Source organism: Bifidobacterium indicum (assembly GCF_036987015.1).
GTDB lineage: Bacteria > Actinomycetota > Actinomycetes > Actinomycetales > Bifidobacteriaceae > Bombiscardovia > Bombiscardovia indica.
Genome location: NZ_BTXM01000001.1, coordinates 1,169,322 through 1,194,113, shown reverse-complemented (window position 1 = coordinate 1,194,113; position 24,792 = coordinate 1,169,322). Strand labels below are relative to the sequence as shown.

At 61.2% G+C, this 24,792-nt stretch carries 21 protein-coding genes and 1 tRNA gene; 18 read left to right on the top strand and 4 right to left on the bottom strand.

Translation table 11 applies throughout. From position 1 onward, the window contains the following. Positions 1-82: 82 nt before the first annotated feature. A complete protein-coding gene (locus AACP59_RS05210; RefSeq protein ID WP_339350189.1) occupies positions 83-655 on the top strand; it encodes an adenylate kinase in 573 nt (190 codons plus the stop codon). Between the two features lie 106 nt (positions 656-761). On the opposite strand, the gene AACP59_RS05205 is transcribed toward AACP59_RS05210, so the two are convergent. Continuing rightward, complete coding sequence (locus tag AACP59_RS05205; RefSeq protein WP_297316365.1) at positions 762-2,036, bottom strand: MFS transporter; 1,275 nt, start codon at positions 2,034-2,036, stop codon at positions 762-764. Positions 2,037-2,242: 206 nt separating this feature from the next. On the opposite strand from AACP59_RS05205, the gene AACP59_RS05200 reads away from it, so the two are divergent. From AACP59_RS05200 to AACP59_RS05180, 5 genes are all read left to right on the top strand, one after another. Beyond that, positions 2,243-2,965 (top strand): TetR/AcrR family transcriptional regulator, encoded by a 723-nt coding sequence (locus tag AACP59_RS05200; protein WP_339350186.1) that lies wholly within the window; start codon positions 2,243-2,245, stop codon positions 2,963-2,965. A 156-nt stretch (positions 2,966-3,121) separates the two neighbouring features. Further along, a complete protein-coding gene (locus AACP59_RS05195; RefSeq protein WP_339352927.1) occupies positions 3,122-4,714 on the top strand; it encodes a DUF5605 domain-containing protein in 1,593 nt (530 codons plus the stop codon). Between the two features lie 61 nt (positions 4,715-4,775). Beyond that, a complete protein-coding gene (locus AACP59_RS05190; protein ID WP_297316362.1) occupies positions 4,776-6,086 on the top strand; it encodes an MFS transporter in 1,311 nt (436 codons plus the stop codon). Between the two features lie 161 nt (positions 6,087-6,247). After that, positions 6,248-8,074 carry an ABC transporter ATP-binding protein gene (locus AACP59_RS05185; protein WP_297316361.1) on the top strand — a complete coding sequence of 609 codons (1,827 nt, stop codon included), beginning with the start codon at positions 6,248-6,250 and terminating at the stop codon, positions 8,072-8,074. Next, a complete protein-coding gene (locus tag AACP59_RS05180) occupies positions 8,067-10,079 on the top strand; it encodes an ABC transporter ATP-binding protein (protein ID WP_339350182.1) in 2,013 nt (670 codons plus the stop codon). The genes AACP59_RS05185 and AACP59_RS05180 overlap by 8 nt, the downstream gene beginning before the upstream one ends. Before the next feature lie 141 nt (positions 10,080-10,220). On the opposite strand, the gene gdhA is transcribed toward AACP59_RS05180, so the two are convergent. Continuing rightward, on the bottom strand, positions 10,221-11,567 hold the full coding sequence (gene gdhA / locus AACP59_RS05175) for an NADP-specific glutamate dehydrogenase (RefSeq protein ID WP_297316359.1): 1,347 nt from the start codon (positions 11,565-11,567) through the stop codon (positions 10,221-10,223). Between the two features lie 392 nt (positions 11,568-11,959). Between gdhA and AACP59_RS05170 the strand changes: the two genes are divergently transcribed. From AACP59_RS05170 to AACP59_RS05130, 9 genes are all read left to right on the top strand, one after another. Further along, positions 11,960-12,421, top strand: coding sequence for an Hsp20/alpha crystallin family protein (locus AACP59_RS05170; RefSeq protein WP_297316358.1), 462 nt, complete (start codon positions 11,960-11,962; stop codon positions 12,419-12,421). 299 nt (positions 12,422-12,720) lie between these two features. Beyond that, positions 12,721-12,939 (top strand): translation initiation factor IF-1, encoded by a 219-nt coding sequence (gene infA, locus AACP59_RS05165; RefSeq protein ID WP_004268611.1) that lies wholly within the window; start codon positions 12,721-12,723, stop codon positions 12,937-12,939. 24 nt (positions 12,940-12,963) lie between these two features. Continuing rightward, positions 12,964-13,077, top strand: coding sequence for a 50S ribosomal protein L36 (gene rpmJ, locus AACP59_RS05160; protein ID WP_015022330.1), 114 nt, complete (start codon positions 12,964-12,966; stop codon positions 13,075-13,077). A gap of 132 nt (positions 13,078-13,209) precedes the next feature. Further along, positions 13,210-13,587, top strand: coding sequence for a 30S ribosomal protein S13 (gene rpsM / locus AACP59_RS05155; RefSeq protein WP_015022329.1), 378 nt, complete (start codon positions 13,210-13,212; stop codon positions 13,585-13,587). 79 nt (positions 13,588-13,666) lie between these two features. Continuing rightward, the gene (gene rpsK, locus AACP59_RS05150) at positions 13,667-14,065 is read left to right on the top strand and encodes a 30S ribosomal protein S11 (protein WP_015022328.1); all 399 of its coding nucleotides are present in this window, start codon (positions 13,667-13,669) and stop codon (positions 14,063-14,065) included. A gap of 75 nt (positions 14,066-14,140) precedes the next feature. Next, positions 14,141-15,136, top strand: coding sequence for a DNA-directed RNA polymerase subunit alpha (locus AACP59_RS05145; RefSeq protein ID WP_297316357.1), 996 nt, complete (start codon positions 14,141-14,143; stop codon positions 15,134-15,136). Positions 15,137-15,267: 131 nt separating this feature from the next. Further along, on the top strand, positions 15,268-15,915 hold the full coding sequence (gene rplQ, locus AACP59_RS05140) for a 50S ribosomal protein L17 (protein WP_339350180.1): 648 nt from the start codon (positions 15,268-15,270) through the stop codon (positions 15,913-15,915). A 220-nt stretch (positions 15,916-16,135) separates the two neighbouring features. Further along, positions 16,136-17,083: a tRNA pseudouridine synthase A gene (locus tag AACP59_RS05135; protein WP_339350415.1), complete on the top strand. Its 948-nt coding sequence runs from the start codon at positions 16,136-16,138 to the stop codon at positions 17,081-17,083. Positions 17,084-17,284: 201 nt separating this feature from the next. Beyond that, positions 17,285-17,373 (top strand) — tRNA-Ser (locus AACP59_RS05130). Between the two features lie 63 nt (positions 17,374-17,436). Here AACP59_RS05130 and AACP59_RS05125 read toward each other — a convergent pair. Continuing rightward, the gene (locus tag AACP59_RS05125; protein ID WP_339350179.1) at positions 17,437-18,027 is read right to left on the bottom strand and encodes a TetR/AcrR family transcriptional regulator; all 591 of its coding nucleotides are present in this window, start codon (positions 18,025-18,027) and stop codon (positions 17,437-17,439) included. A 156-nt stretch (positions 18,028-18,183) separates the two neighbouring features. On the opposite strand from AACP59_RS05125, the gene AACP59_RS05120 reads away from it, so the two are divergent. Then, on the top strand, positions 18,184-19,545 hold the full coding sequence (locus AACP59_RS05120) for a DHA2 family efflux MFS transporter permease subunit (RefSeq protein WP_339350178.1): 1,362 nt from the start codon (positions 18,184-18,186) through the stop codon (positions 19,543-19,545). A 164-nt stretch (positions 19,546-19,709) separates the two neighbouring features. Here AACP59_RS05120 and AACP59_RS05115 read toward each other — a convergent pair whose 3' ends face one another. Further along, complete coding sequence (locus AACP59_RS05115; protein WP_297316353.1) at positions 19,710-20,570, bottom strand: hypothetical protein; 861 nt, start codon at positions 20,568-20,570, stop codon at positions 19,710-19,712. 155 nt (positions 20,571-20,725) lie between these two features. Here AACP59_RS05115 and nusA point away from each other — a divergent pair, with 155 nt between their 5' ends. Further along, positions 20,726-21,784: a transcription termination factor NusA gene (nusA, locus tag AACP59_RS05110; RefSeq protein ID WP_339350175.1), complete on the top strand. Its 1,059-nt coding sequence runs from the start codon at positions 20,726-20,728 to the stop codon at positions 21,782-21,784. A 184-nt stretch (positions 21,785-21,968) separates the two neighbouring features. After that, a complete protein-coding gene (gene infB / locus AACP59_RS05105) occupies positions 21,969-24,782 on the top strand; it encodes a translation initiation factor IF-2 (protein ID WP_339350174.1) in 2,814 nt (937 codons plus the stop codon). Positions 24,783-24,792: the final 10 nt, after the last annotated feature.

The window sequence follows — 24,792 nt, the reverse complement described above, 5'->3', positions numbered from 1 at the left end:
ATCACTAGCATACGTAGGTGAGGGTTCCGGCGGACGATTCGCTGAGGACCGGAAAAGCAAGGAATCAAGCAAAGGACAAGGAATGGCACAGCGACTGTTGATCATGGGACCTCAGGGAGTCGGAAAGGGCACGCAGGCGGCCCTGCTCAGCAAGCATTACGGGATTCCGGCCATCTCCACCGGTGACATCTTCCGGTACAACCTGAAGAACGGGACCGATCTGGGCAAACAGGCCAAGGCCTATACCGACAAGGGTGAACTGGTGCCCGATGAGCTGACCAACAAGATCGTCAAGGACCGCCTGGGCATGGATGACGCCTCCCATGGATGGATCCTGGACGGGTACCCTCGTTCCGCCACCCAGGTCGAGGCCCTGGACCAGATGCTCCAGGAGTTGGGCACCCCACTGACGGCCGTGGTGGCCCTGGACGCGGACCACGACATCCTTATGCAACGCATCGCCAAGAGGGCCGAGGAGGAGGGTCGTGCCGACGACACCCCTGAGGCCATCGCCAAGCGTCTGGACATCTATGCCAAGGAGACCGCACCCCTCCTGGACACCTACAGGTCACGGGGTCTCCTGATGGCCGTGGACGGTCAGGGGGAGGTCGACCAGATCTCCAAGGCAATCGTCGACGAGCTGGACAGGCGCTGAAGGCGCGGAGGGTATTTATCCTTTCTGGCACTTCCAGAGCGTCGATAGCAAAGGGTACGAACCGCAGATAGGATGGTTCGTACCCTTTCGTTTAGCGGAATATGGATTACTGGACCTTCTTGATGAACATGATGACCACTGCACCAACCAAGACGGCAGCCATGGCGACCGGGAAGACCAGGAAGTAGCCACCCGTGGCAACCACGATGGATGAGGTGACGATGGGGGCGATGACTTGGCCCAGGGTGTTGGCCAGGTTGAGGATGCCCAGATCCTTGCCGGCCTCATCAGGATTGGGGAGGACATCAACGTTCAGGGCCTGGTCGACGGCCATGTAGATGCCGTATCCGAGTCCCATGACCGCTGCATAGATCATCATCGAAATCTTGGTGGGCCAGAGCCAGGGGACGGCGATGCCAACGGCGATGATGACCGAGGAGATGAAGACCGGGATCTTGCGCTTGCCGATTCTGTCCGAAAGGGGGCCGGACAGAAGGGAGACAGCCAGGGAGACGAACATGGTGATAACGGCCATGGTCGACACGGTGGATGCCGCCACCGTGTCGCTCTGTTTGATGTACTTCATGCAGATGTAGAGCTGATAGCCCACAATCATGTTGTAGCCGAAGATCATCATCAACCGGCCGATCAGGGCCTTGTAGAAATCACTGGCCCCTTGAGTGGGGGGCCTGAACTGGACGATGACCTGTTTGAGGCTGAAGCGCTCGTTCTCGGCGGTCTTGCCGGGCAGTTCGCGAGGAATCAGCAAGACGGTCCCCACACCGCAAAGGAACCAGCAGATGGTGCCTATAAGGAATCCGACAGTCGGGGTCTTGATGAAAGCGGAACCTATGATTGTGCCAAGCGATTGTCCGACGATCTGGCCGGCTCCATAGAAGGCGCTCATGGTGCCTCGGTACTTCTGTGGGATTCGGTCCGACAGGATGGCCACGCAAGGTGCCAGCATGCAGTTCAGTCCGATTTGGAGCAGCGACCAGGAGGCAACGATGGTGACCAGCGTAGGTGAGATCGAGGTCAGGTAGAACCCGATACCGGCTATGGGGCCACCAATGATGATCCAAGGGGTGCGCTTGCCGAATCTGCTGTTGGAGGCGTCCGACAAGGCGCCGAAGATCACGTTCGATATCAAGGCGAAGATGATACCGATGGAATTCATCGTGCCCAGGATCGTTTCCCCCTGACCAATGCCCAAGGTGTTGAACCGGGCAGGGAGGAGAACTGTGGAGCCGATGGTGCCGGACATCATGAATACGATGCAGAAGAATATGAATCCAGCGCCGAAACGTCCAAGATTCAATGTGCTGACTGGCTTGCCTGTATCTGGTGCCAGTTCGTCCTTGTTTGTAATTGCTGTTTCCATCCCGCACCTTCCTTGGCATTGAAGAATCGGTACAACACTGTTCCGGTTAGTAGTTAGCCATTACTACTAAGTAACTTAGAATATAGGCGGTGCCTTACCTCTTGTCAAAAAACTGGGTATAAAGGCTTCAATTCATTTGGATTCTCATACTGGTCCAATACAATCAGTCTGTGTCTTGTCTGTTCGGGTTGAGAGGGGAGACTGGGATGCCGGAGAGCACCGACGAATCAGGTAGAGGCGGGTCTGGTCGTGTGGTTGTGGAAGATGAAGAGCGAGCCAGTATCAGTCGTCTGATCGGTGGTGAACAGGCTCATCCTGTCCATCCCAGGCGTATGAGTGCGGAGGACCGCTTCGAGCAGATAGTTGATGTAGCCGTACGGCTGATCGGCGAAAAAGGCTACTACGGGATGTCCCTGCAGGATGTCGCCAAGGAGATAGGGATATCCCAGACGGCGGTGATCCATAGGGTCAAGAGTAAGCGGGGCCTCCTTATTGCGGTCGTTGAGCGACACTACGATCGCGATGATGCCATTGATTCCTACCTTGGACAGTTTGAAGACAATGGCCCCATGGCTGGCCGGCTCCCCAGGATTCCACAAGCGCTGAGGTGCGTGGTTGAGCAGAATGTGCGTCAACCTGAATTGGTCAGGGTCTTCGAGATGCTCAATTCCGAGGCCATGGCCCCCGATCATCCCGCTCATGATTACTTTGCGAGCCGCCCTGCCCGCATGGCGGATTTATACAACAGGCATGAGTGGGCCCTTCCCGACGGGGTGGATGGAGAGTTCGTCTATATGCTGGCCAATGCCGCCATGTATGGCCTGGAGGGACGCTGGCTGGCCAATCCTGAAACCATCGATTTCCTGGCCGAGTGGGATCGCTACGCTGATTACCTTTTCCCTCTGCCGATCTGGGCCGGGTATCGCTGAGACACGTCCTCTAGTTGACAGTCCTTGTCTCTTCAATTAAATTACTCGTCAGTAACTAATAATAACTAGATCAGTTCCGGTATCCAGGGCTTATCGGTTACCACAACCGTATATAAGGCGCACGTTGGTGTGCGCCGGTTCAGGAGAGGCAGAATCATGACAGAGTCAGAGGCAACAGAGCAATATGGCTTATATGAAATCAACCTTCAGGGGAGCGAGCGGGGAAACCCGTACGTCGAGACGCAGCTTAGGGCGGATTTCCGTTCGCGGGAAACCGGCGAGCTGATCAGCGTCAAGGGATTTTATCGCGGCAAGGGGCATTTTTCCATCAGGTTCATGCCATTGACAACCGGCTTGTGGACCTACGAAACCCACAGCAATGATCCGAATCTGGATGACTGTCAGGGTACTCTTGAGGCCGCACCGGCCCGAGGCGAAAACCACGGTCGTGTCCTCCCGGCCAAGGAAGTGGTTTCAGGGGAGCGGGCCCAGGTATACGGCAGGGAGCTGCCCTTTCGCTTCGCTTACGAGGACGGCACTGATTACGTCCCCTTCGGCACCACATGCTATGCCTGGATTAGCCAGGACACTGCCGTTCAGGACCAGACCCTGCAGACCCTGGCCACATCGCCTTTCAATAAGGTGCGTATGTGTGTCTTTCCCAAGTTTTATGACTTCAACACGGCCGATCCACCCATGTTCGCTTATCAGGGTTCCATGGCCCAGGGGTTTGACCACAGCAGGTTCAACGAGGACTTCTTCGAGAATCTCGACAGGCGCATAACCCAGCTCGACCAGCTTGGCATTCAGGCGGACGTCATCCTTTTGCATCCCTATGACAAGCCGGAGTGGGGGTTCTCCAGGATGACCACCGACGAGGACAGGTTCTATCTGAGTTATATGGCCCGCAGATATGGTGCCTACAAGAACGTCTGGTGGTCACTCGCCAATGAATATGACCTCATGCCCCACAAGTCCCTCGAGGATTGGCGCAGCTATGCAAGGGTCGTTATGGCAGACGATGCATTCGGCCATCTGCGCTCCATCCACAACTGCCTCACGATATACGATTACAACGAGCCTTGGTGCACCCATTGTTCCATCCAGCGCACGGACGTGACCAGGACCACCGAGGACATCGAGGATTGGAGGCAGCGCTTTCACAAGCCCGTAATCTGTGATGAAGCAGGATACGAGGGCAACATTTACTGGGGCTGGGGAAATCTCTCCGCCCAGGAGATGGTGCGCCGGTTCTGGCAGGGTTGCATGAGGTGCGGGTATGTAACACATGGTGAGACCTTCATCGACAAGGGCCCTCAGATCTGGTGGGCGCATGGAGGTCGTCTGCATGGGGAGTCACCTGCCCGTATCGCCTTCATGCGTGACATCTTTGAGCAGATGCCACGGGATGCAACTCCCCTGGATGCGGGAACGCCCCAGGATGCCGTCTGGCCCCTGTCCTCACCCAAGGCCCCGAATGCCGTCAGTGATGCAGCCTGGGAGAAGGCCGGCCAGTACTGGGATGTTCCTGTGATTCGTAGCGGCGTTGATTACAGCCTGGTCTATTTCGGCTGGTATCAGCCGCTCTACCGTGAGTTCGCCCTTCCCGAGGGGCATCGCTACAAGGTTGATGTGATTGACACCTGGAACATGACCGTGACGACACTGCCTGAAGAATGTCGGGATCGGATCCGGGTCAATCTGGGACAGCGCCAGTACATGGCAGTCCGACTCAGCAGAGTCGCCTAGGATGGTGTGTCGGGGAAGCGGTAGAGGAGGGGTCGGCCTATCGGAGGAATTCGCCTTCGGTATGGGTGATTTCTGGACATCCATCGGCAACATCGCGATGGCTACCTATCTGACCATGTTCTATACGGATGTGATTCATCTGAATCCTGCCAATGTCGCCTTCATGCTCCTGCTGGTGCGATTGGCGGCGGCGATCTGGGATGTGGTGGTCGGCGTGTTGATTGACCGAACAAGGACCAGGTGGGGGAGGGCCCGGCCATGGATGCTGGCCGGGGGTGTCCTTTATGGTCCCTGCTTTTTCCTGCTCTTCCTTGATCCGTGCAGAACGTCCGCTGGCAGGCTCGGATACGCCTGGATATCCTTCATCCTGGTGAATCTGGCTTACTCGACGGTGAACGTGGCATACGCTTCCCTTACCTCACTGATAACCAGTGATGTCGACGAAAAAACCCGGCTCAACATCTTCCGGATGACCACGGCCAACATCGGAGCCATGCTCGTCTACCTGCTGGCCATGCCACTCATTGCTCGACTCGGCGGGGGTGCGACCGGTTGGGGCGTCTTCTTCGGGTGCATAGCGTTCATGATTCCCTTCGGGTACTGGTATACCTTCCGGATGACACGCGAACAGGACCTTGGTGGTGGCCGGGAGGACAGGGTTACCCTAGGCAGCCAGTTTGCCGCCCTGTCGAAGAACCGGTACTGGTGGATCACCCTCGGACTCAATTTCCTCCTATGGGTCTACAACGGCATAGCAAATGGAATGGCGGCCTATTTGGCCAAGTATGTCCTTGGTAATCCGAGCCTTACCTCGGCATTGGGGTTTGCCACGGTCTTGCCGATGATTCTCGGCCTGCCCCTGTCAGGACCCATCATTGCGCGGTTCGGGAAGCGTACCACTTCCCTGGCGGGTCTGGTTCTCGTAGTGGCGGGGAGTCTGCTAATCCGTATCGATTCCTCCAGCCTTGGCATTTTCTTTCTATCCATCCTACTCAGGATGACAGGTATGGTTCCTCTGAATGCATCGTTGAATTCCATGAGTGCCGATGTTGTGGACTATGGCCAGTGGCGTTACGGTGTCCGCTCGGACGGAATGGTCTTCAGCTCCTCCAGCTTCTCCATGAAGGTGGCCATGGGGGTATCGTCGGCGGCCATAGCCTGGGTCCTGTCCGCTTCCGGTTACAAGGCCGAAACCAGCCACCAGACAGAAAGGGCCCTTTCGGCCATGGTGGGAACCTTCGTATGGGTTCCTCTGGTCATGGTTCTCCTTATTGCCATTCTTTTGGTACGATACGATTTGGATGGCAAGATGCGGCGAATCGTCGCGGAGCCCTCTTATTTCCAGACGCGAGCGAATGAACGCTCAGATTGAGCTTTTTCTCTTCCTTCTCTCTTCTTCCCCCCCCCCCATATCATCTGTACCGGTTGGCTGAAATGAGCGGCCCGGGTCGGGCCTGGTGATAGCCTGATGGTCGACCGGATTCGGGCCGGAAATGCCCGGAAACTGTGTTGAAACTAATGAGGGAGGGCGACTTGAAGGGTTCTACGGCATCCGAGCTCAGATCGGACAAGCAGGAACCGACCCATCCGCAGCACACCATCCGCACCATTTTGCACTCCTTGCGGGAATACCGGAAGGCCAGCCTCCTGACCCCGGCCTTCGTCTTTCTGGAAAGCGTCCTGGAGATCGTCATCCCGACCATCATGGCCTCCCTGATCGATCAGGGTGTCTCCGGGAGATCCATGCCGGCCATCTTCAAGTTCGGCCTGATCCTGTTGGCTTGCTCGGCCGTTTCCCTGGTCTCCGGATTCATGTCCGGAAGGTACGCGGCCATCGCCTCATCGGGCCTGGCCAAGAATCTTCGCAGCGACCTCTTCGCCAAGGTCCAGTCCTTCAGCTTCACCAACATCGACCGTTTCTCCACCGGATCCATCATCACCAGGCTGACCACCGATGTGACCAACCTGCAGAACGCCTACCAGATGGTCATCAGGGTGGGGGTCAGGGCCCCGATCATGGTCATCGTGGCCTGGATCTTCTCCTTCAGGATCTCCAGGCCCATATCCATGGTCTTCCTGATTGCCATCCCCATCCTCGGGTTCGGCCTCATCGGCCTCTCCCTCCTGGTCCATCCGATCTTCGAGCGGGTCTTCCACACCTACGACCACCTCAACAACGTGGTCGACGAGAACCTCCAGGGTATCCGGGTGGTCAAGTCCTACAACCGGGAGGACCACGAGGAGCGCAAGTTCGACGGGATCTCCCTGGCCATATACCGGGCCTTCTGCAAGGCCGAACGGATCATGAGCCTGAACCCTGCCCTGCTCAACTTCTGCATCTACGCTTCGCTTCTGGTCATCTCCTGGATGGGCGCCTCCCAGATCGTGGCCTCCGGGAACAACGCCTCCCTTGGGCTGACCACGGGTGACCTGACCGCCCTGGTCACCTATGCCATCCAGATCATGATGGCCATGAACATGGTCTCCATGATCGTCGTGATGGTCGTCATCTCCCAGGCGTCCGCCGAACGCATCTGCCAGGTCCTGGACGAGGCCAGCACTGTGCACGATCCCGCGAACCCGGTCATGGAGGTGGCTGACGGTTCAATCAGCTTCAGGGACGTGACCTTCCGCTATTCCGACCGGTCCGAGCGCCCGGTCCTGAACCACATCGACCTGGACATCCCCTCGGGCTCCACCCTGGGCATCGTGGGCGGGACCGGGTCCTCCAAGTCCAGTCTGGTCCAGCTCATTCCCCGCCTCTATGACGTGACCGAGGGATCCCTCCAGGTGGGCGGGGTCGACGTGCGCCAGTATGACCTGGCCGTCCTGCGCGACCAGGTGGCCATGGTCCTCCAGAAGAACGTCCTCTTCAGCGGGACCATCGCCGAGAACCTGCGTTGGGGCAATCCCCAGGCCAGCGACGAGGAATTGGTGCATGCCTGCACCCTGGCCCAGGCCGATGGTTTCGTGAATGAGTTTCCCGACGGTTACCAGACCCACCTGGACCAGGGTGGCACCAACCTTTCCGGCGGGCAGCGTCAGCGCCTCTGCATAGCCCGGGCCCTCCTGAAGAAGCCGAACATCCTGATCCTGGACGACTCCACCAGCGCCGTCGACACCAAGACCGACCGGCTGATCCGCCAGGCCTTCAGCCAGGAGATTCCGGACACCACCAAGATCATCATCTCCCAGCGCGTGGCCTCGGTCGAGGACGCCGACATGATCGTGGTCCTGGAGGAGGGTCGGATCCTCGACAGGGGCGCCCACCAGGACCTTCTGCGAACCTGTCGGGAATACCGGTCCATATACGAATCGCAGACCAGGAACCGGGGCAAGGAGGACGAGGACCATGAGTGACGAATCATTCAAGGACCGCAAGCCCCGCCTGGACCGGGCCGCCCCGGGAACCACGCGTCGTCTCCTGGGCTACCTGATGGCCTATCGCTGGCAGCTGGTCGTGATCGTGGTGTGCATCATCATCAGCGCGGGGGCTCAGGCGGCCTCGGCCTTCTTCCTCCAGCCTCTGATCGACCACTACATCCTTCCCCTGGTGGGAGCCACCGACCCGGACTGGGGCCCCCTGATGCGTACCCTGATCCTGATGGGCTGCCTCTATGCTGTGGGGACCTTCTGCTCCTGGTTCTGGAACTGGTTGATCGTCAAGGTGGAACAGGGCACCCTGAAGACCATCCGCGACCAGATGTTCGCCCACCAGCAGGAGTTGCCCATCGGCTTCTTCGACACCCATGAACACGGCGACACCATGAGCCGCTACACCAACGACACAGACACCCTCCGTCAGGCCATCTCCCAGTCCTTCCCGCAGATGGTCTCCTCGGTCCTCTCCGCCCTGGCGGCCCTGATCTCCATGCTCTGGCTCTCCATCCCCTTCACCGTCCTGACCCTGGTCTTCTCGGCCGTCCTGATCGTGGTCGTCCGGGTGCTGGTCACCCGAAGCGGACGGTACTTCGTCCACCAGCAGCGCTATCTGGGCCAGGTCAACGCCTTTGTCGAGGAGGCCGTCAACGGGCAGAAGGTGATCAAGGTCTTCAACCATGAGGATGCCACGGCCAAGGTCTTCGAGGCCCGGAACAAGGAGCTCTTCCATGCCTCGGCCCAGGCCAATACCTACGGGAACGTGACCATGCCGGTCGTGGGCAACATGGGTTACCTCCTCTATGTCATCCTGGCCATCGTCGGTGGTCTGGCCGGCATCGCGGGGATGAGGAATGCGGGTCTGACCGGGGCGGGGCCGCTCACCCTGGGGACCATCGTCTCGCTCCTGACCCTGTCCCGCTCCTTCATCAACCCCATCGGTCAGGTCTCCATGCAGTTCAACATGGTCATGATGGCCCTGGCCGGTGCCTCCCGGATCTTCGACCTGATGGACCAACCCGCCGAGTCCGACCATGGTACGGTCAGCCTGGTCAGCGTCGAGCTGGCCTCGGACGGCCGCACCATGACCCCGGTCGACCACGAGACCGGGCACTGGGCCTGGAAGCGTGACGTGAACGATGACGGCAGGCGCTCGCTGGAGGCCGCCATGAAGCTACCCGGGGAAGCCCGTGATGTGGCCCTGAAAGCCAAGGACCAGGCCATTACCTCGCCTGACGGGCGCTACACCCTCCTCCAGGGGGATGTGCGGTTCACCGATGTCAGCTTCGGCTATGACCCCAAGAAGCCCGTCCTGCATGACATCACCTGGTTCGCCAAGCCGGGGCAGAAGGTGGCCCTGGTCGGCGCCACCGGTGCCGGCAAGACCACGATCACCAACCTGATCAATCGCTTCTACGACATCCAGCAGGGCCAGATCCTCTACGACGGGATCGACGTGAGGAACATCCGTAAGCCGGACCTCCGTCGTTCCCTGGGCATCGTCCTCCAGGACGTCAACCTCTTCACCGGTACAGTCCTGGACAACATCCGCTATGGTCGCCTGGACGCCACCGACCAGGAGTGTATGGAAGCGGCCAGGATGACCAACGCCGATGGTTTCATCCGCATGCTTCCCCAGGGGTACCAGACCGTCCTGGAGGGGGATGGGAGCGGCCTCTCCCAGGGGCAGCGCCAGCTGATCTCCATTGCCAGGGCCGCCGTCGCGGACCCCCCGGCCATGATCCTGGACGAGGCCACTTCTTCGATCGACACCAGGACCGAGGAGGTGGTCCAGCAGGGTATGGACGCCCTGATGCGGGGGAGGACGGTCTTCGTCATCGCCCACAGGCTCTCCACGGTCCGCAACTCCGATGTGATCATGGTCCTGGACCATGGGCGGATCATCGAACGCGGCAACCATGATGAGCTCATCGCCAAGCACGGTGAGTACTACCAGCTCTATACCGGAGCCTTGGAACTGGAGTAGGTCTCCCTGCCGGTCCGGGGACGGGCGAGGGCCATGAATGTCAGTGGAGGGGGCCGACCCCGATGGGTCGACCCCCTCCATTCGTATCTCAGCGGGTTCCGGGGCGGGTCTGCGCCCTTTCCGGACTCACCGCCCGTGGGTTCAGAGCACGCCCTGGGCCACCATGGCATCGGCGACCTTGGTGAAGCCGGCCACGTTGGCGCCCAGCATCAGGTCACCGGGCTTGCCATACTCCTTGGAGGCCTCGTAGGACTTCTGGAAGATGTCGGTCATGATGTCCTTCAGCCGTTGGTCCACCTCGTCGAAGGTCCACTGGAGGCGGAGGGAGTTCTGGCTCATCTCCAGACCGGAGACGGCCACGCCGCCGGCGTTGGCCGCCTTGGCGGGGCCATAGAGCAGTCCCTGCTCCTGGTAGACGGCAATGGCCCCGGGGGTTGAGGGCATGTTGGCACCCTCGCAGACCACGGTGCACCCGTTGGCGACCAGGGTCCCGGCGGACTCCTCGTCGATCTCGTTCTGGGTGGCGCAGGGCAAAGCGATATCGCAGGGAACGGTCCAGACGCCCTTGCAGCCCTCGTGGTATTCGGCACCCTGGACCCGGTCGGCGTACTCCTTGATTCGGCCGCGGTGACCCAGCTTGATGTCCTTGACCAGGTTCAGGTCGATTCCATCGGGATCGTAGACGTACCCGTCGGAGTCGGATGCGGTCACCACCTTGGCGCCCAGCTGCTGGGCTTTCTCGGTGGCGAAGATGGCCACGTTGCCCGAGCCGGAGATGGAGACGGTCTTGCCCTGAAGGGAGTCCTGCCGCAGGGCCTTCAGGGCCTCCTGGGTGTAGTAGCAGAGGCCGTAGCCGGTGGCCTCGGTGCGGGCCAGGGATCCGCCGAAGGTCATGTCCTTGCCGGTCAGCACGCCCGAGTACTCGTCGCGCAGGCGCTTGTACTGGCCGAAGAGGTAGCCGATCTCTCGGCCACCCACGTTGATGTCGCCGGCGGGCACGTCGGTGAACTGGCCGATGTGGCGCTGCAGCTCGGTCATGAAGGCCTGGCAGAAGCGCATGACCTCGGCATCCGAACGCCCCTTGGGGTCGAAGTCCGAGCCGCCCTTGCCGCCGCCCATGGGCAGGCCGGTCAGGGAATTCTTCAGGATCTGCTCGAAGCCGAGGAACTTGACTACCGACTCGGTCACGGTGGGGTGGAAGCGCAGACCACCCTTGTAGGGCCCGATGGCCGAGTTGAACTGGACCCGGTACCCCCGGTTGACCTGGACCCTGCCCTGGTCATCCGTCCAGGCCACGCGGAACTTGACCACCCGTTCCGGTTCGACCAGGCGCTCCAGGACGCCGTTGGCCTCATATTCGGGATGCTTGGCCACCACCGGCTCCAGGCTCTCGAACACCTCCCGGACGGCTTGGAGGAATTCGGGCTGGTTCCCGTCGCGGCGCTCTACCTGCTGGTAGACACGCTTGACATATTCATTGGTAAACATGCAAGGCTCCTTAGGTCTTGATGATTCTTGATAGTCGGCTGTGCGACGGGAACCGTGTCCCCATCCACCGGTGTCGTGATTGAGTGAATCGGTCTCATTCTAAAGTCCTGCGCCCCCCTGGAACAAGAGCCGGACCGCAATGTGTCTTAGGATGTGGGCACTTGCCTCTCGAAAGCCGGAAAGACCAAGATTCAAAGTTGAGTCTGTCTGACTCAACTTTTTATTCCCTGGGTGAAAACCGGGCATGAAGAGGGCACCCGGGGAATTGAAGATAGTGACAGGCAAGGAAGAGGTCACAGGCCTCGGATGTCCCGTCGGTCGCAGGTTTCTGGGGGCGGCATCGGCGGGGCGCTTGCCGCGGTAACGACTTGACAGCATTAAGGAGTGCAATTATGGCAATGTTCCCTGCATTGATGAACAACTCGATTTTCAGTGATTTCTTTGACGATCCCTTCTTCAACAACTGGCGTGACGCCCGTCGTCAGGATGACGGCAAGGGTGTCGCCATGGCCGGCCCGCTGATGAACACGGATGTTCGTGAGAAGGATGACCAGTATCAGATCGACGTGGATATGCCCGGCTTCGACAAGAAGGACATCTCCCTGCGGTTGGAGGACGGCTACCTGGTGGTCTCGGCCCAGAAGAACGCCGATCAGGGCGACAAGGATGACAAGGGTCAGTGGATCCGTCGCGAGCGGTACACCGGTTCCTGCTCACGCAGCTTCTACGTCGGCGATAATGTCCGCCAGGAGGACATCCACGCCAAGTACACCAACGGCACCCTGGAGATCAGCCTGCCCAAGGCCAGCGTCAAGCAGGTCGACAACAAGCAGTCCATCGCCATCGAGGACTGAGGGCCGCTTTCTGCTCCGGTCCGGCGACGGTCCGGGGTAAAGCCGTATAAGAGCTCCGCGGGTCGATTCGGGATTTCTCCACCCCCTGTCGGTCCGCGGTTTTCCGGTTTGTTCTTCGATCCGGGAGGGACCGCGCCGGTGTCCTGCTATGATGGTTGTGCATGGCAGGCCACATTGGTGCGGCCCCTTTGCTATATCAACACGCCACTTAACCGAGTTGTATCCATTGATGCTATACTTGCAATTTGGCGTGTCTTCTGACGCGTTGTGTAATCAGCCGAGGATCGGATAGAAGGCTTATGGCAAAAGATGGTGTGATTGAAGTTGAGGGGCGGGTCGTCGAGGCGTTGCCGAATGCAATGTTTCGCGTCGAGCTCGAGAACAAGCACATTGTCCTGGCCACCATTTCAGGCAAGATGCGCAAGAACTACATCCGCATTCTGCCCCAGGACAGGGTGGTGCTTGAAATGAGTCCCTACGATCTGAACCGCGGTCGTATTACGTACCGGTACAAGTGATAGGTACACAAGTAAAGGAAAACCATGAAGGTCAGCCCTAGTGTGAAGAGAATCTGCGAGAACTGCCGCGTGATTCGTCGACACGGCCGCGTCATGGTGATCTGCAAAAACCCGCGCCACAAGCAGCGCCAGGGCTGAGCGGATTTCCAGCGGCAACGAAACACAAAGGCGCTGAGTCACAGTCGTCAGACTGAACCCCGGGTGCGCAGGCCCGGGCCGGGAGACCGGAAGACTTGGTGCACGACCTGCGTAGAACAAAAAGGAATCGCAATGGCACGTCTTGCCGGAGTCGACATCCCCAACGAGAAGCGCATCGAGATAGCCCTCACCTACATTTTCGGTGTCGGGCGTACTCGTGCCAAGGAAACACTTGCCGCGACCGGAGTGAATCCGGACACCCGCGTCAAGGATCTCACGGATGAGCAGCTGATTACGCTGCGTGATTACCTCGAAGGCAACTACAAGATCGAGGGTGATCTGCGTCGTGAGATTGACGCCGATATTCGCCGTAAGATCCAGATCAATTGCTATCAGGGCCAGCGCCACCGCAGGGGTCTGCCCGTGCGCGGTCAGCGTACCAAGACCAACGCCCGTACCCGCAAGGGACCGAAGCGCACAGTCGCCGGAAAGAAGAAGGCGACGAAGTAAGGCCGGATTCGGGACAGGGGTTCGCCCCCGCTTATCCCGAGCAAGCAATCAGTAATTCGTTAGAAGGAAACGAGGATCAATGGCAGCAGCAAAGCAGGCCGCGCGCAAGCCTCGTCGCAGGGACCGCAAGTCGGTTCCCGTCGGGCAGGCGCATATCAAGTCAACGTTCAACAACACCATCATCTCCATCACGGACCCCTCCGGCGCGGTCGTCGCCTGGGCATCAGGTGGCGATGTCGGCTTCAAGGGCTCCCGTAAGTCCACCCCGTATGCAGCGGGTATGGCAGCCGAGTCCGCAGCCCGCAAGGCCATGGAGCACGGCGTCAAGAAGGTCGATGTCTTCGTCAAGGGCCCGGGCTCTGGTCGTGAGACAGCCATCCGTTCCCTGCAGTCCGCAGGTCTCGAGGTCGGGTCCATCTCCGATGTGACCCCCCAGGCACACAATGGTGTCCGTCCTCCCAAGCGCCGTCGCGTCTGAGCACTAGAAAAACCATGAATCCACCCGCGAAGACCGGTGTGTGCACCGCCGGTCGGAGCTGAAAGGATAGCAACAGTGCTTATTGCACAGCGTCCGACACTTACCGAAGAAGTCGTCAATGCCCAGCGCTCCCGCTTCACCATCGAGCCCCTGGAACCCGGATTCGGCTATACCCTGGGTAATTCCCTGCGTCGTACCCTGCTGAGCTCCATTCCCGGTGCGGCCGTCACCTCGGTCCGTATCTCCGGAGCCCTGCATGAGTTCACCACCCTGCCGGGTGTGGAAGAGGACGTCACCGAGATCCTCCTCAACATCAAGGGCATCGTGCTGAACAGCGAGTACGACGAGCCCGTGGTCATGTATCTGCGTAAGAGCGGCAAGGGCGAAGCCACCGCCGGGGACATCACCCCGCCGGCAGGCGTCACCATCGCCAACCCGGATCTCCACATCGCCACCCTGGCGGATGATGGAGAGCTGGAGATCGAGTTCACCGTCGAGAGGGGTCGTGGATACGTCCAGGCCCAGCTCAACAAGCAGGACAGCGATGAGATCGGCCGCATCCCGGTCGATTCCATCTACTCCCCGGTTCTCAAGGTCAGCTATAAGGTCGAGGCCACCCGTGTCGAGCAGCGCACGGACTTCGACAAGCTGGTCCTGGATGTGGAGACCAAGCCCGCCATCTCGCCGCGCGACGCCGTGGCATCGGCAGGTTCCACCCTGGTGGAGCTCTTCGGTCTCTGCCGCGAGCTCAACACCCAGGCCGAGGGTGTCGAGGTCGGGCCCGAGCCTGTTGTCGAAGAGGCCGATCCGGAGATGTCAGTGCCGATCGAGGACCTGAACCTGACGCAGCGTTCCTATAACTGCCTCAAGCGCGAGGGTATCCACACCATCGGTGAGCTGGTTTCGCACACCGAGCAGGACCTGCTCGACATCCGCAACTTCGGTATGAAGTCCATCGACGAGGTCAAGGAGAAGCTCGAAGGCATGGGTCTTTCCCTGAAGGCGTCGCCTCTGGGCTTCGACACCAACAATCTCGAGGGGGGCACCTTCTTCTCGCCTGACGACGAGTGAGGTTGCCGTCAACCTTCGTGGGAGCGGATGCCCGAGTTCTGTTATGGTGCCCGTTGAAGTAAGAAATCCCCGGAATCGGATGTTCGGGCGAATGCCCACCTGATTACCGGGGCCTGTAAGGAGATAATCCAATGCCAAAACCCAGCAAGGGCCCCCGTCTGGCCTCCAGCCCGGCCCATGAGCGTTTGATGCTGGCCAACATGGCCACCAGCCTGTTCGCCCATGGTCGTATCACCACCACCCTGTCCAAGGCCAAGAGGCTTCGCCCCCTGGCCGAGCGCCTGATCACCTTCGCCAAGCGTGGTGACCTGGCTTCTCGCCGCAGGGTCATGAGGGTGATCCGCGACAAGTCCGTGGTCCACATCCTCTTCACCCGGATCGCCGAGCAGATGGAGCAGCGCGAGGGTGGCTACACCCGTATCACCAAGATCGCCCCCCGCCGTGGCGACAACGCCCCCCAGGCCGTCATCGAGCTCGTTACCGAGCCTCTGTCCGCCAAGAAGGCCACCGTCAAGGAGGCCGAGGCTGCAGCCAAGGTCGCTGCCAAGGATGATGATGCCGAGGTTGCCGCAGCAGCCGATGCAGCCGTCGCCGAAGGTGCCGCCGACGACGCCGTGAACCAGGCCGTCGAGGCCAACGAGTCCGACACGGACGTGGCCCAGGCCGATGAGGCCGCCGAGGACCTGGAGAAGACGGCCGATGAGGCCGACCAGGCCGAGGCAGCCGCCGAAGAGGACGCCGACGTGGCCGAGGACGCCAAGAAGGCCTCCAAGAAGTAGGACTCACAGGGAAGTCTGCAGGTGCCGGTTCGGACCTGTGTAAAGGGTCGGGAATCACTTCCCGGCCCTTCTCCTTATCAGTGGGCCTATATCCCGTCCCGCCTGGCCCTAAGTCGGGGCTAAACGGCAGCGCGATACGAAGAGCAAAGGACAACCGGTGGCAGAAGTTCGGAAAGAAGGCGGGGCGCCCCAGGTGGAAGGCTCGACCGGCACCGTCCGGCTGCGCCTAGAACTCGCCTACCAGGGTGGGGCCTTCTATGGATGGGCACGGCAGCCCACGCTGAGGACCGTCCAGGGCTGTCTGGAGGAGGCTCTGGCAGTGGTCACCCACCAGCGGGGGAGGAGGGCGGGAAATCAAGGTCCGGTCTGGAACCCTCACCTGGTGGTGGCCGGACGTACCGATACCGGGGTGCATGCCTCCCACCAGGTCTGCCATCTGGATATTCCCAGGGCCCTGTTGGAATCCGGCCAGGGGCACATGGATGTGGATCCGGTGGAGGCGCTGAAACGCCGCCTGCGGCACCTCCTGCCGGCCGACATGGCCCTCCACGACCTGCGCCTGGCTCCTGAGGGATTCGATGCCCGTTTCTCTGCCCTGGAACGGACCTATGTCTACCGGGTCTGTGACCGACCGGACGACCTGGACCCGAGGATGCGAGGATTCGTCCTGCCCCTGGATGGACAACTGAATCTCGAATCCATGAACCAGGCGGTGGCCTCCTGTCCAGGGTTGCACGACTTCGGGTCCTTCGCCACGGCCAATGAGGGTGGAACCACGATTCGCAAGGTCCTCTATGCCCACTGGGACAGGGTGCCGAGACGCTCCCTGCTTGAAAGGCCTTCCGGGGTTGGGGAGTCTTCCAACTGGGCCGGCCCTGCCTACGACACCCCCGTGCTGGAGTCGGGCCTGGTCTGTTTCACGATTGTGGCCGACGCCTTCGCCCACAACATGGTGCGCTCACTGGTCAACGCCTCCCTGAGGGTCGGGCTGGGCAAGCAGACCGTCTCCTGGTTCTGCCGGAAGGTGGAGCACCCGGTCAGGGAGGGCGCGACGGGCCCTGCCGCCGCCTGCGGACTGACCCTTGAGCATGTGCGGTATCCCTCGGACGACCGGTTGGCCGCCAGGGCGGCATCCATCAGGGCCAAGCGGACCCTTGAGACTTCCTGATTCCATGTGCCAACCGGCTTGAATCAATCGGGAAACGCGAACCATTGCGGTCTTTCCGGAGGGTTGCAACAGGGGGCTTGCCGGGCACGAGGGCCCATGGCCTCCATAGGTGTCCCCATCAGTGCGCCACGCGGTTTGCCGGTCGGGGAAGGTGTGGCATAATGGAAAAGTTGTTGTTCGGCAGCGTCGTGCAACGACATCGGTTGAGTGTCCGAGCGGTCTAAGGAGCACGCCTCGAAAGCGTGTGAGGGTAACCCCCTCCGAGAGTTCGAATCTCTCCTCAACCGCCATCCAAGCCCCGGGTAACCTGCGGGGCTTTTTTCTTGCCTGATGTCGATCCGGTTCTGTTCAAGTCAACCTGTGTCGTCGGTGCCCTGGAGGACGGCGGGGATGCAGGCGTGGATGGTTTTGGCCAGTTGATCAACCTCCTTGGCGCAGTCCGTCTCCACCCAATGTTTGAGAATCATCGAGAAGCCCGCCTCGAAGTAGATCAGGTAATAGTCGATATCCTCCTGCCGGTCGATGCCGACACGCAGGCAGGCCGGTCTTATTACCTCCTCCAGGAGGCGTTCCTGTCCCTGCTCGATGGGGAAGGTCTTCCTGGTCCTCAGGATCACACTGTAGAAGAAGCGATGTCGGCGTATGTGTTCCAGGAAGGGGCCGAGGGCGGCCAGGGAGAGGATCTGTCTGCTTCCCCGACCGGGTGGGGTGAAACCGGTGTAGCGGTCCAGGAGTTCCTGGCTCAGTGTGGTCTCCATGGCATCCAGCATCTCGGCCATGTCGCTGAAATGGGCATAGAAGGTCGAACGGTTGACCCCCGCTTCCTGGCAGAGGGTGGTGATGGTGATGTCATCGAAGTCCATGCGCTCCATCAGGTGGAGCATGGCGGCCTCCATCCGGGTCTCGGCATCCCGGTATCGCTGGTTGTATCTGGTGTTGGCCATGGATGGTCCCCTTCCGTGCGGGTATTAATCCAACACTTTTCGAATGATTGATGATTGTTGCCTGATTTGTATTGTTCCACAATGTCTGAGCAATTATCGAAAACCCGACAGATGTCATACGAGGGCATCGGGGTCTGGCGGAAAGGTCCATCCTCCATGACTGGACGTCGTCTCAATGCCATCTTCGGCACACTGCTGAGCGGAGCCATTGTCACATCCCTCCTGCAGACGGCCCTGACCACGGCCCTGCCGGCCATCATGGCCGACTTCTCTCTTACGGCCGACAGGGCCCAATGGTTGACCAGCGCCTTCAGCCTGACCATGGCCATCATGGTCCCGGCCACGGCCTACCTGATCAAGCGCTTCCCGACCCGGGTGGTCTTCATCTCAGCCATGAGCCTCTTCGCCTTGGGCATCCTCCTCGACCTGGTGGCCTGGAATTTCCCGATCCTCCTGGGCGGTCGGGTCCTCCAGGCCCTGGGCAGCGCCATGATCCTTCCCCTCCTGCAGGTCGTGGTCATGACCGCTTATCCTCCCGACCGCCAGGGGCTGGTCATGGGAATCTACGGGCTGGCCGCGAGTGCGGCCCCGGTGATCGCCCCCACCCTGACCGGCCTACTGGTCGATGCCCACGGATGGAGGAGCGTCTTCCTGATCACGCTGGTCCTCTCCCTCCTGGTCCTGGTCCCCTCCCTGGTCCTGGTCGGAAACATCGGGCAGACCATCTCCTTGGACTTTGACCCGGTCTCTATGGTTTTGTGCGCCCTGACCATGACTGGTCTCCTGTGGGGACTGGGGCAGATGACCGTCAGCCCCTGGCCGAATATGGTAGTCCCGTTGGCCGTCGGGCTTGTGGCAGGCCCGGTTTTCGTCAGCAGGCAGCTGAAGTCCTCCCATCCCTTCCTGGACCTGCGCGCACTGGGCAACAGGGAGTTCAGGGTGGCCCTTGTCGTCAGCATTCTTCTCTATCTGGTCATGATGGGCGGTTCCGCTATCTATCCCCTCCTGATTCAGGAGACCATGGGAGACACCGCCATGGTCTCCGGGCTGGTCATGATGCCCGGTTCCCTGGCCATGGCCCTGATGAGCCCTTTGGCAGGCCGCATATATGACCGTCACGGTATCAGGGGGCTGGCCATTCCCGGCAGTCTTCTCCTCCTGGCCTCCTGCCTGGGCACGGCCGCCGTCAATGATCCAGACCAGCTCTGGCTCCTGGCCCTCTGCTACCTGATCAGGCTCCTGGGAGTGGGGTGCATCATGACCCCGATAGTGACCTGGGGCATGCGAACCATGACCCCAGCCCAGGTGACCGATGGCAGTGCCCTCCTGACCTCCCTGAGGACCCTTGGCGGTGCTTTCGGTTCGGCCGGCTTCATGGAGGTCCAGACCCTGGCCGAGGGATACCGGGGGGTTGGTATGGCCTTCATGGCCATGGCCGCACTGGCCCTGGTCCAATTGATCCTGGTTGTGGTGGCGATGGCCGAACACGGTTCAGGCCCTCGTCAGGGTAGGGGATGACATATAGGCTTCCGCCATGTCATCCCCTACCCTGACGAGGGTGACCCCCCCTGTCCCATCGGAATCACCGTATGGAACACGTTCCATGATATCACCGGTCTGCAGACTGTGCTCCTGGGGAGTACAAGCTTCAAGGTGGTTGATCCCGTCATTTGGGACTGAGTTCAGGATTTGACGGTTGGCTCGAAGATGGCGGCCTCGACATCGGGGTAGCCGAAAGCCAGGGACAGATACAGGTGCGAGATGGCCAGGTTGGTCAACACGCGCAGGGACTCCTGGTGGTCGCCGGCGGCCTGCTTGGCCGAACCGCCATGGCGCTCGCCGTTCTGCCTGAATCCGGTTGTGGTCTTTGTCATGGCATGTATGGAGGCCACGATGGTCCGGGCGGCGTTCATCTCCACCACGGCGATGGTCGGGGCCTGGAGCCCGTTGGCCTTGTCGATGATGGTATCGGGATGGGCAAGGAGTTCCTGAACCGAGTAGGTGCCGGGGCGTGGGTCGGCATCCAGGTGGGAGACCAGGGTCTGCCCGGCCGTGGTATGGGCATCGGAGAGGGCCAACATCCACTCCGCTCCGGCGGTACGGGAGGCCAGGACCGATACGGCGAACCCCGCCTGGTCCTCGCCCTCGGCTGCCTGGGTGGCCGCATCCTTCCCCATGGATGAGGCGGCGGTATCCAGATCCGCCGATGAGGCGACGGTCAGGTCCGTGGACGGTCTGGCCCGGGGGTCGTCCCCGGTCTTCTGATGCCAGGCCCGGAGGTGGGCACGGGCGCTGTAGACGGTGGCCTCGTCCCTCCTGGCCGGGCAATTGACGGCCGCATCCACCCAGGCCTGGGCGGTCTTTTCGAAGGATTCCGGGGTGGGGATGCCGAGTGGACCCCTGTCCCGATGCTCCCTGATGGAGGCCCTGGAATAGGCGGACTCACAGGCACTGGTCTTCAGCCCGTCGGGCTCCTGGCTGGCTACCCTGATGGGGGTGCGATTGGAGCAGGCCGATACGGCAGGGGTCAACAGGACCCCCACCAGCCCTGCCGACAGAAGACGAAGGATCCTCCTCCTTGCACGCCCTGTTGCGCTGGTGAGGCAAGAATCCTGGAGTGTCTGCATGAATGGTTAGGATAGTAGGGATTGCAGACCAGTAAGAAGCACGGTCTGATAACTTCATAGGAGGTCTTGACATGGAACTGGACCTGGCTGAGATTCATCAGCTGGCAAATGAGCAAGGGATTGATGCCGAGACCTTGGACCAAGCCTTGGGCGAGGCCCTCTTGCTTGCCTACCAAAAATCACCGCACGCAGCCCGTCATGCCCGGGTGGAACTGGACTCACGGGCAGGCGCCTTCACGGTCTGGGCCCAGGATGAAATTCCCCGGGAACCCACTGAGGATGACCCGCACCCAGGTTACGACCTTGGGGATGAATACGACGACACGCCCAGGGACTTCGGTAGGCTGGCCGCCTCCACGGCCAGGCAGATCATCCGTCAGCTCTTCCGCCAGGCGGAAGATGAGCGCATCTTCGGGGCTTTCTCCGGCCAGAAGGGACGTCTGATCACCGGTGTCGTCCAGCAGGATGCCAACGACCCCAGCAATGTCCACGTGGCAGTTGGCGATGTGGAGGCCATTCTTCCCAGACGTGAGCAGGTTCCCGGCGAACGCTACAAGCACGGTGAGCGGATCAGGGTCTATGTGGTCAACGTGAACCGTGGTCTCAAGGGGCCGGAGATCGTGGTTTCGCGTTCCCACCCCGAACTGGTCCGCCGTCTCTTCGAGAGGGAGGTCCCGGAGGTGGTCTCCGGGGCCGTCTCCATCATGTCCATCGCCCGTGAGGCCGGGGCCCGCACCAAGATCGCCGTCCGCGCCAACACGAAGGGGGTCAACCCCAAAGGGGCCCTGATCGGGCCTGCCGGAGCCAGGGTGCGTGCCGTCATGGAGAATCTGGGGCCGGAGAAGATCGACATCGTCGATTGGTCGGATGATCCGGCCAAGTTCGTGGCCGCGGCCCTCTCGCCTGCGGTGGTCCGCCAGGTCGAGATCGTCAGTGAGACCAACCACACAGCCATCGCCTTCATCAAGGACGCCCAGCTCTCCCTGGCCATCGGCAAGGAGGGGCAGAACGCCCGGCTGGCCGCCAAGCTGACCGGTTGGAAGATCGGAATCGAGTCCGAGGAGGCACGTCAGCAGAAACTGCGTGAACAGGAGAGGAACCAGCCTTCTTCCGCCAGTGAAGAGAAGTGACCTGCAACATCCAGTCGGACGAGTATGCTGAATGTGATATTCCGAGCCGGGTGGCCCATGCTCCCGGCTCCGGCACTGAGACGAGGTAACACAATCATGGTCGCACGATGATACAGGATATGTTCGCCGTCATGGAAGAGTGATCGCGCCATTCATATGCGCGGTCCGGTTAGGAGAAAAGTAAGTGCCCAAAGCACGCGTGTATGAATTGGCCAAGGAATTTGGCGTGGACAGCAAGACTGTCCTTGAAAAGTTGAAGGACATGGGGGAGTTCGTCAAGTCGGCCTCCTCCACTGTAGAAGCACCGGTAGTGCGCCGTCTCAAGAGCGCTTTCCCGCAGAGCGGGTCCGATCAGACCACCGCCAAGGGTGCCAAGCCCGGGCAGTCGGCACATACCTCCTCATCACCACAGCGCACCAGCGCCAAGCCCGGCCCAACGGCAACCGCCAAGGGCCCCAAGCCGGGCCAGTCCCGCCCAGCAGCACAGACCGAGGCTCCCACCTCGCAGCCCCGGCAGTCTTCGAACACTCATTTCCCCAAGCCCGGTTCCTCCTCGTCCAGCGAGGAGGACAGATCCGAGCATGGGTCCCCGGCCCGGCCCTCCAAGGGGCATGATGGCAACGAGTCCCGTCAGGCCAGGCCCTCGTCTCCCATGGGCCGCCCTGGTCCGCAGGGGCAGCGTGGCGGGCGTCCGGGCGCAGGCGGCGCACCGGGGGCACACCACACCGGTCGTCCGGGTGCGTCCTCGCCTCGTCCGGGCAACAATCCCTTCAGCCGCAAGCAGGGCATGAAGGCACCGGTTCCTTCTGACATTCCCAGGCCGCACCCCATGGCGAGGCCCACCGTCAACGACACCCGCAGGGGTGGTCATGGCGGGTTCCGCAATGGACGTGGTGGCGCTCCCCATGGTGGCCAGGGCGCACGTCCGGGCCAGTGGGGCCACAACCGTCCCGGCGGCCAGCAGCGTCAGGGTGGCGGTGGCGGCAAGTTCGAAGCCTCCTCAGCCCCCGCCTCGGGTGGATTCCATCCCGGTGGCGGCGCCCCCCGTGGTCGTGGTCGTGGTGGTGCCGCAGGTGCCTTCGGTCGTCAGGGAGGCAAGTCCTCCAAGGCCCGCAAGAACCGGATGGCCAAGAGGCAGGAATTCCAGGAGATGAAGGCACCCGTCATCGGCGGTGTCCGCATCCCCGCCGGTAACGGTCGTACCGTCCAGCTGCGTCAGGGCGCCACCCTGGCCGACCTGGCCGACAAGATCAACGTCAACCCCGCGGCCCTGGTCACGGTCCTCTTCCACCTGGGCGAGATGGCCACGGCCACCCAGTCCCTGGACGAGGCCACCTTCCAGATCCTTGGTGAGGAGATCGGCTGGAAGATCAGGATCGTCTCCGCCGAGGAAGAGGACAAGGAACTCCTCCAGCAGTTCGACATCGACCTGGACGAGGAGCGTCAGGACCAGGACGACGAGAACCTGAAGCCCCGTCCGCCGGTGGTCACGGTCATGGGCCACGTGGATCACGGCAAGACGCGACTCCTGGACACCATCCGCAAGACCAACACCACCACCCACGAGGCCGGTGGCATCACCCAGCGCATCGGCGCCTACCAGGCCACAGTCAAGCTGGAGGGCGAGGACCGCAAGATCACCTTCCTCGACACCCCTGGTCACGAGGCCTTCACGGCCATGCGTGCCCGCGGTGCCGAGCTGACCGACGTCGCCATCCTGGTGGTGGCGGCCGATGATGGTGTCATGCCCCAGACCGTCGAGGCCATCAACCACGCCCAGGCGGCCCACGTGCCGATTGTCGTGGCGGTCAACAAGATCGATGTGGACGGGGCCAACCCCGAGAAGGTGCGCGGCCAGCTCACCGAGTTCGGTCTGGTCTCCGAGGAGTACGGCGGCGACACCATGTTCGTCGACATCTCCGCCAAGCTGGGTACCAACGTGGACAAACTGCTCGAGGCCGTCCTTCTGACGGCCGATGCCGACCTGGACCTGAGGGCCAACCCCGACATGGACGCTCGTGGCGCCACGGTCGAGGCCCGTCTGGACAAGGGCCGCGGAGCCGTGGCCACGGTCCTGGTCCAGCAGGGGACCCTGCATGTGGGAGACGCCATCGTCGCCGGTTCGGCCTATGGCCGTGTCCGCGCCATGCTGGATGAGAACGGCAATCAGATGGATGCCGCCGGTCCCTCCACTCCTGTTCAGGTGCTCGGTCTCACCTCCGTGCCCACCGCCGGCGACCTCTTCCTGGTGGCCCCGGACGATCGCACCGCCCGTCAGATCGCAGAGAAGCGTGAGGCCACGGCCCGTGCGGCCCAGTTGGCCAAGCGCCGCAAGGTGGTCTCCCTGGAGAGTCTCAAGGAGCAGTTCGCCAAGTCCGAGGTCGACATGCTCAACATCGTCATCAAGGGCGATTCCTCCGGTTCCGTCGAGGCGCTGGAAGACTCCCTGATGAAGATCGAGGTCTCCGACGAGGTCGGCATCCAGGTGATCCATCGCGGTGTGGGTGCCATCACCCAGAACGACGTCAACCTGGCCACCGTCGACAAGGCCGTCATCATCGGCTTCAACGTACGGCCCAACCGTCAGGTCCAGGAGCTCGCGGACCGCGAGGGTGTGGAGATCAAGTACTACTCGGTCATCTACAACGCCATCGAGGACATCGAGGCCTCCCTCAAGGGGATGCTCAAGCCGGAGTACGAGGAGGTCACCACCTCCCACTCGGAGATCCGCGAGATCTTCCGTTCCTCCAAGTTCGGCAACATCGCAGGTGTCATGGTCCAGGACGGTACCGTCAAGCGCGGCACCAAGGCCCGTATCGCCCGAAACGGTGTCGTCACCGTCAACGACCTGGAGATCTCCTCCCTGCGTCGGTTCAAGGACGACGTCAACGAGGTCTCCGAGGGCTACGAGGCGGGCATCAACCTGGGCTCCTTCAACGACATCGAAATCGGCGACATCATCGAGACCTTCGAGATGCGCGAGGTCGAACGCAAGTAACCAGAGACAC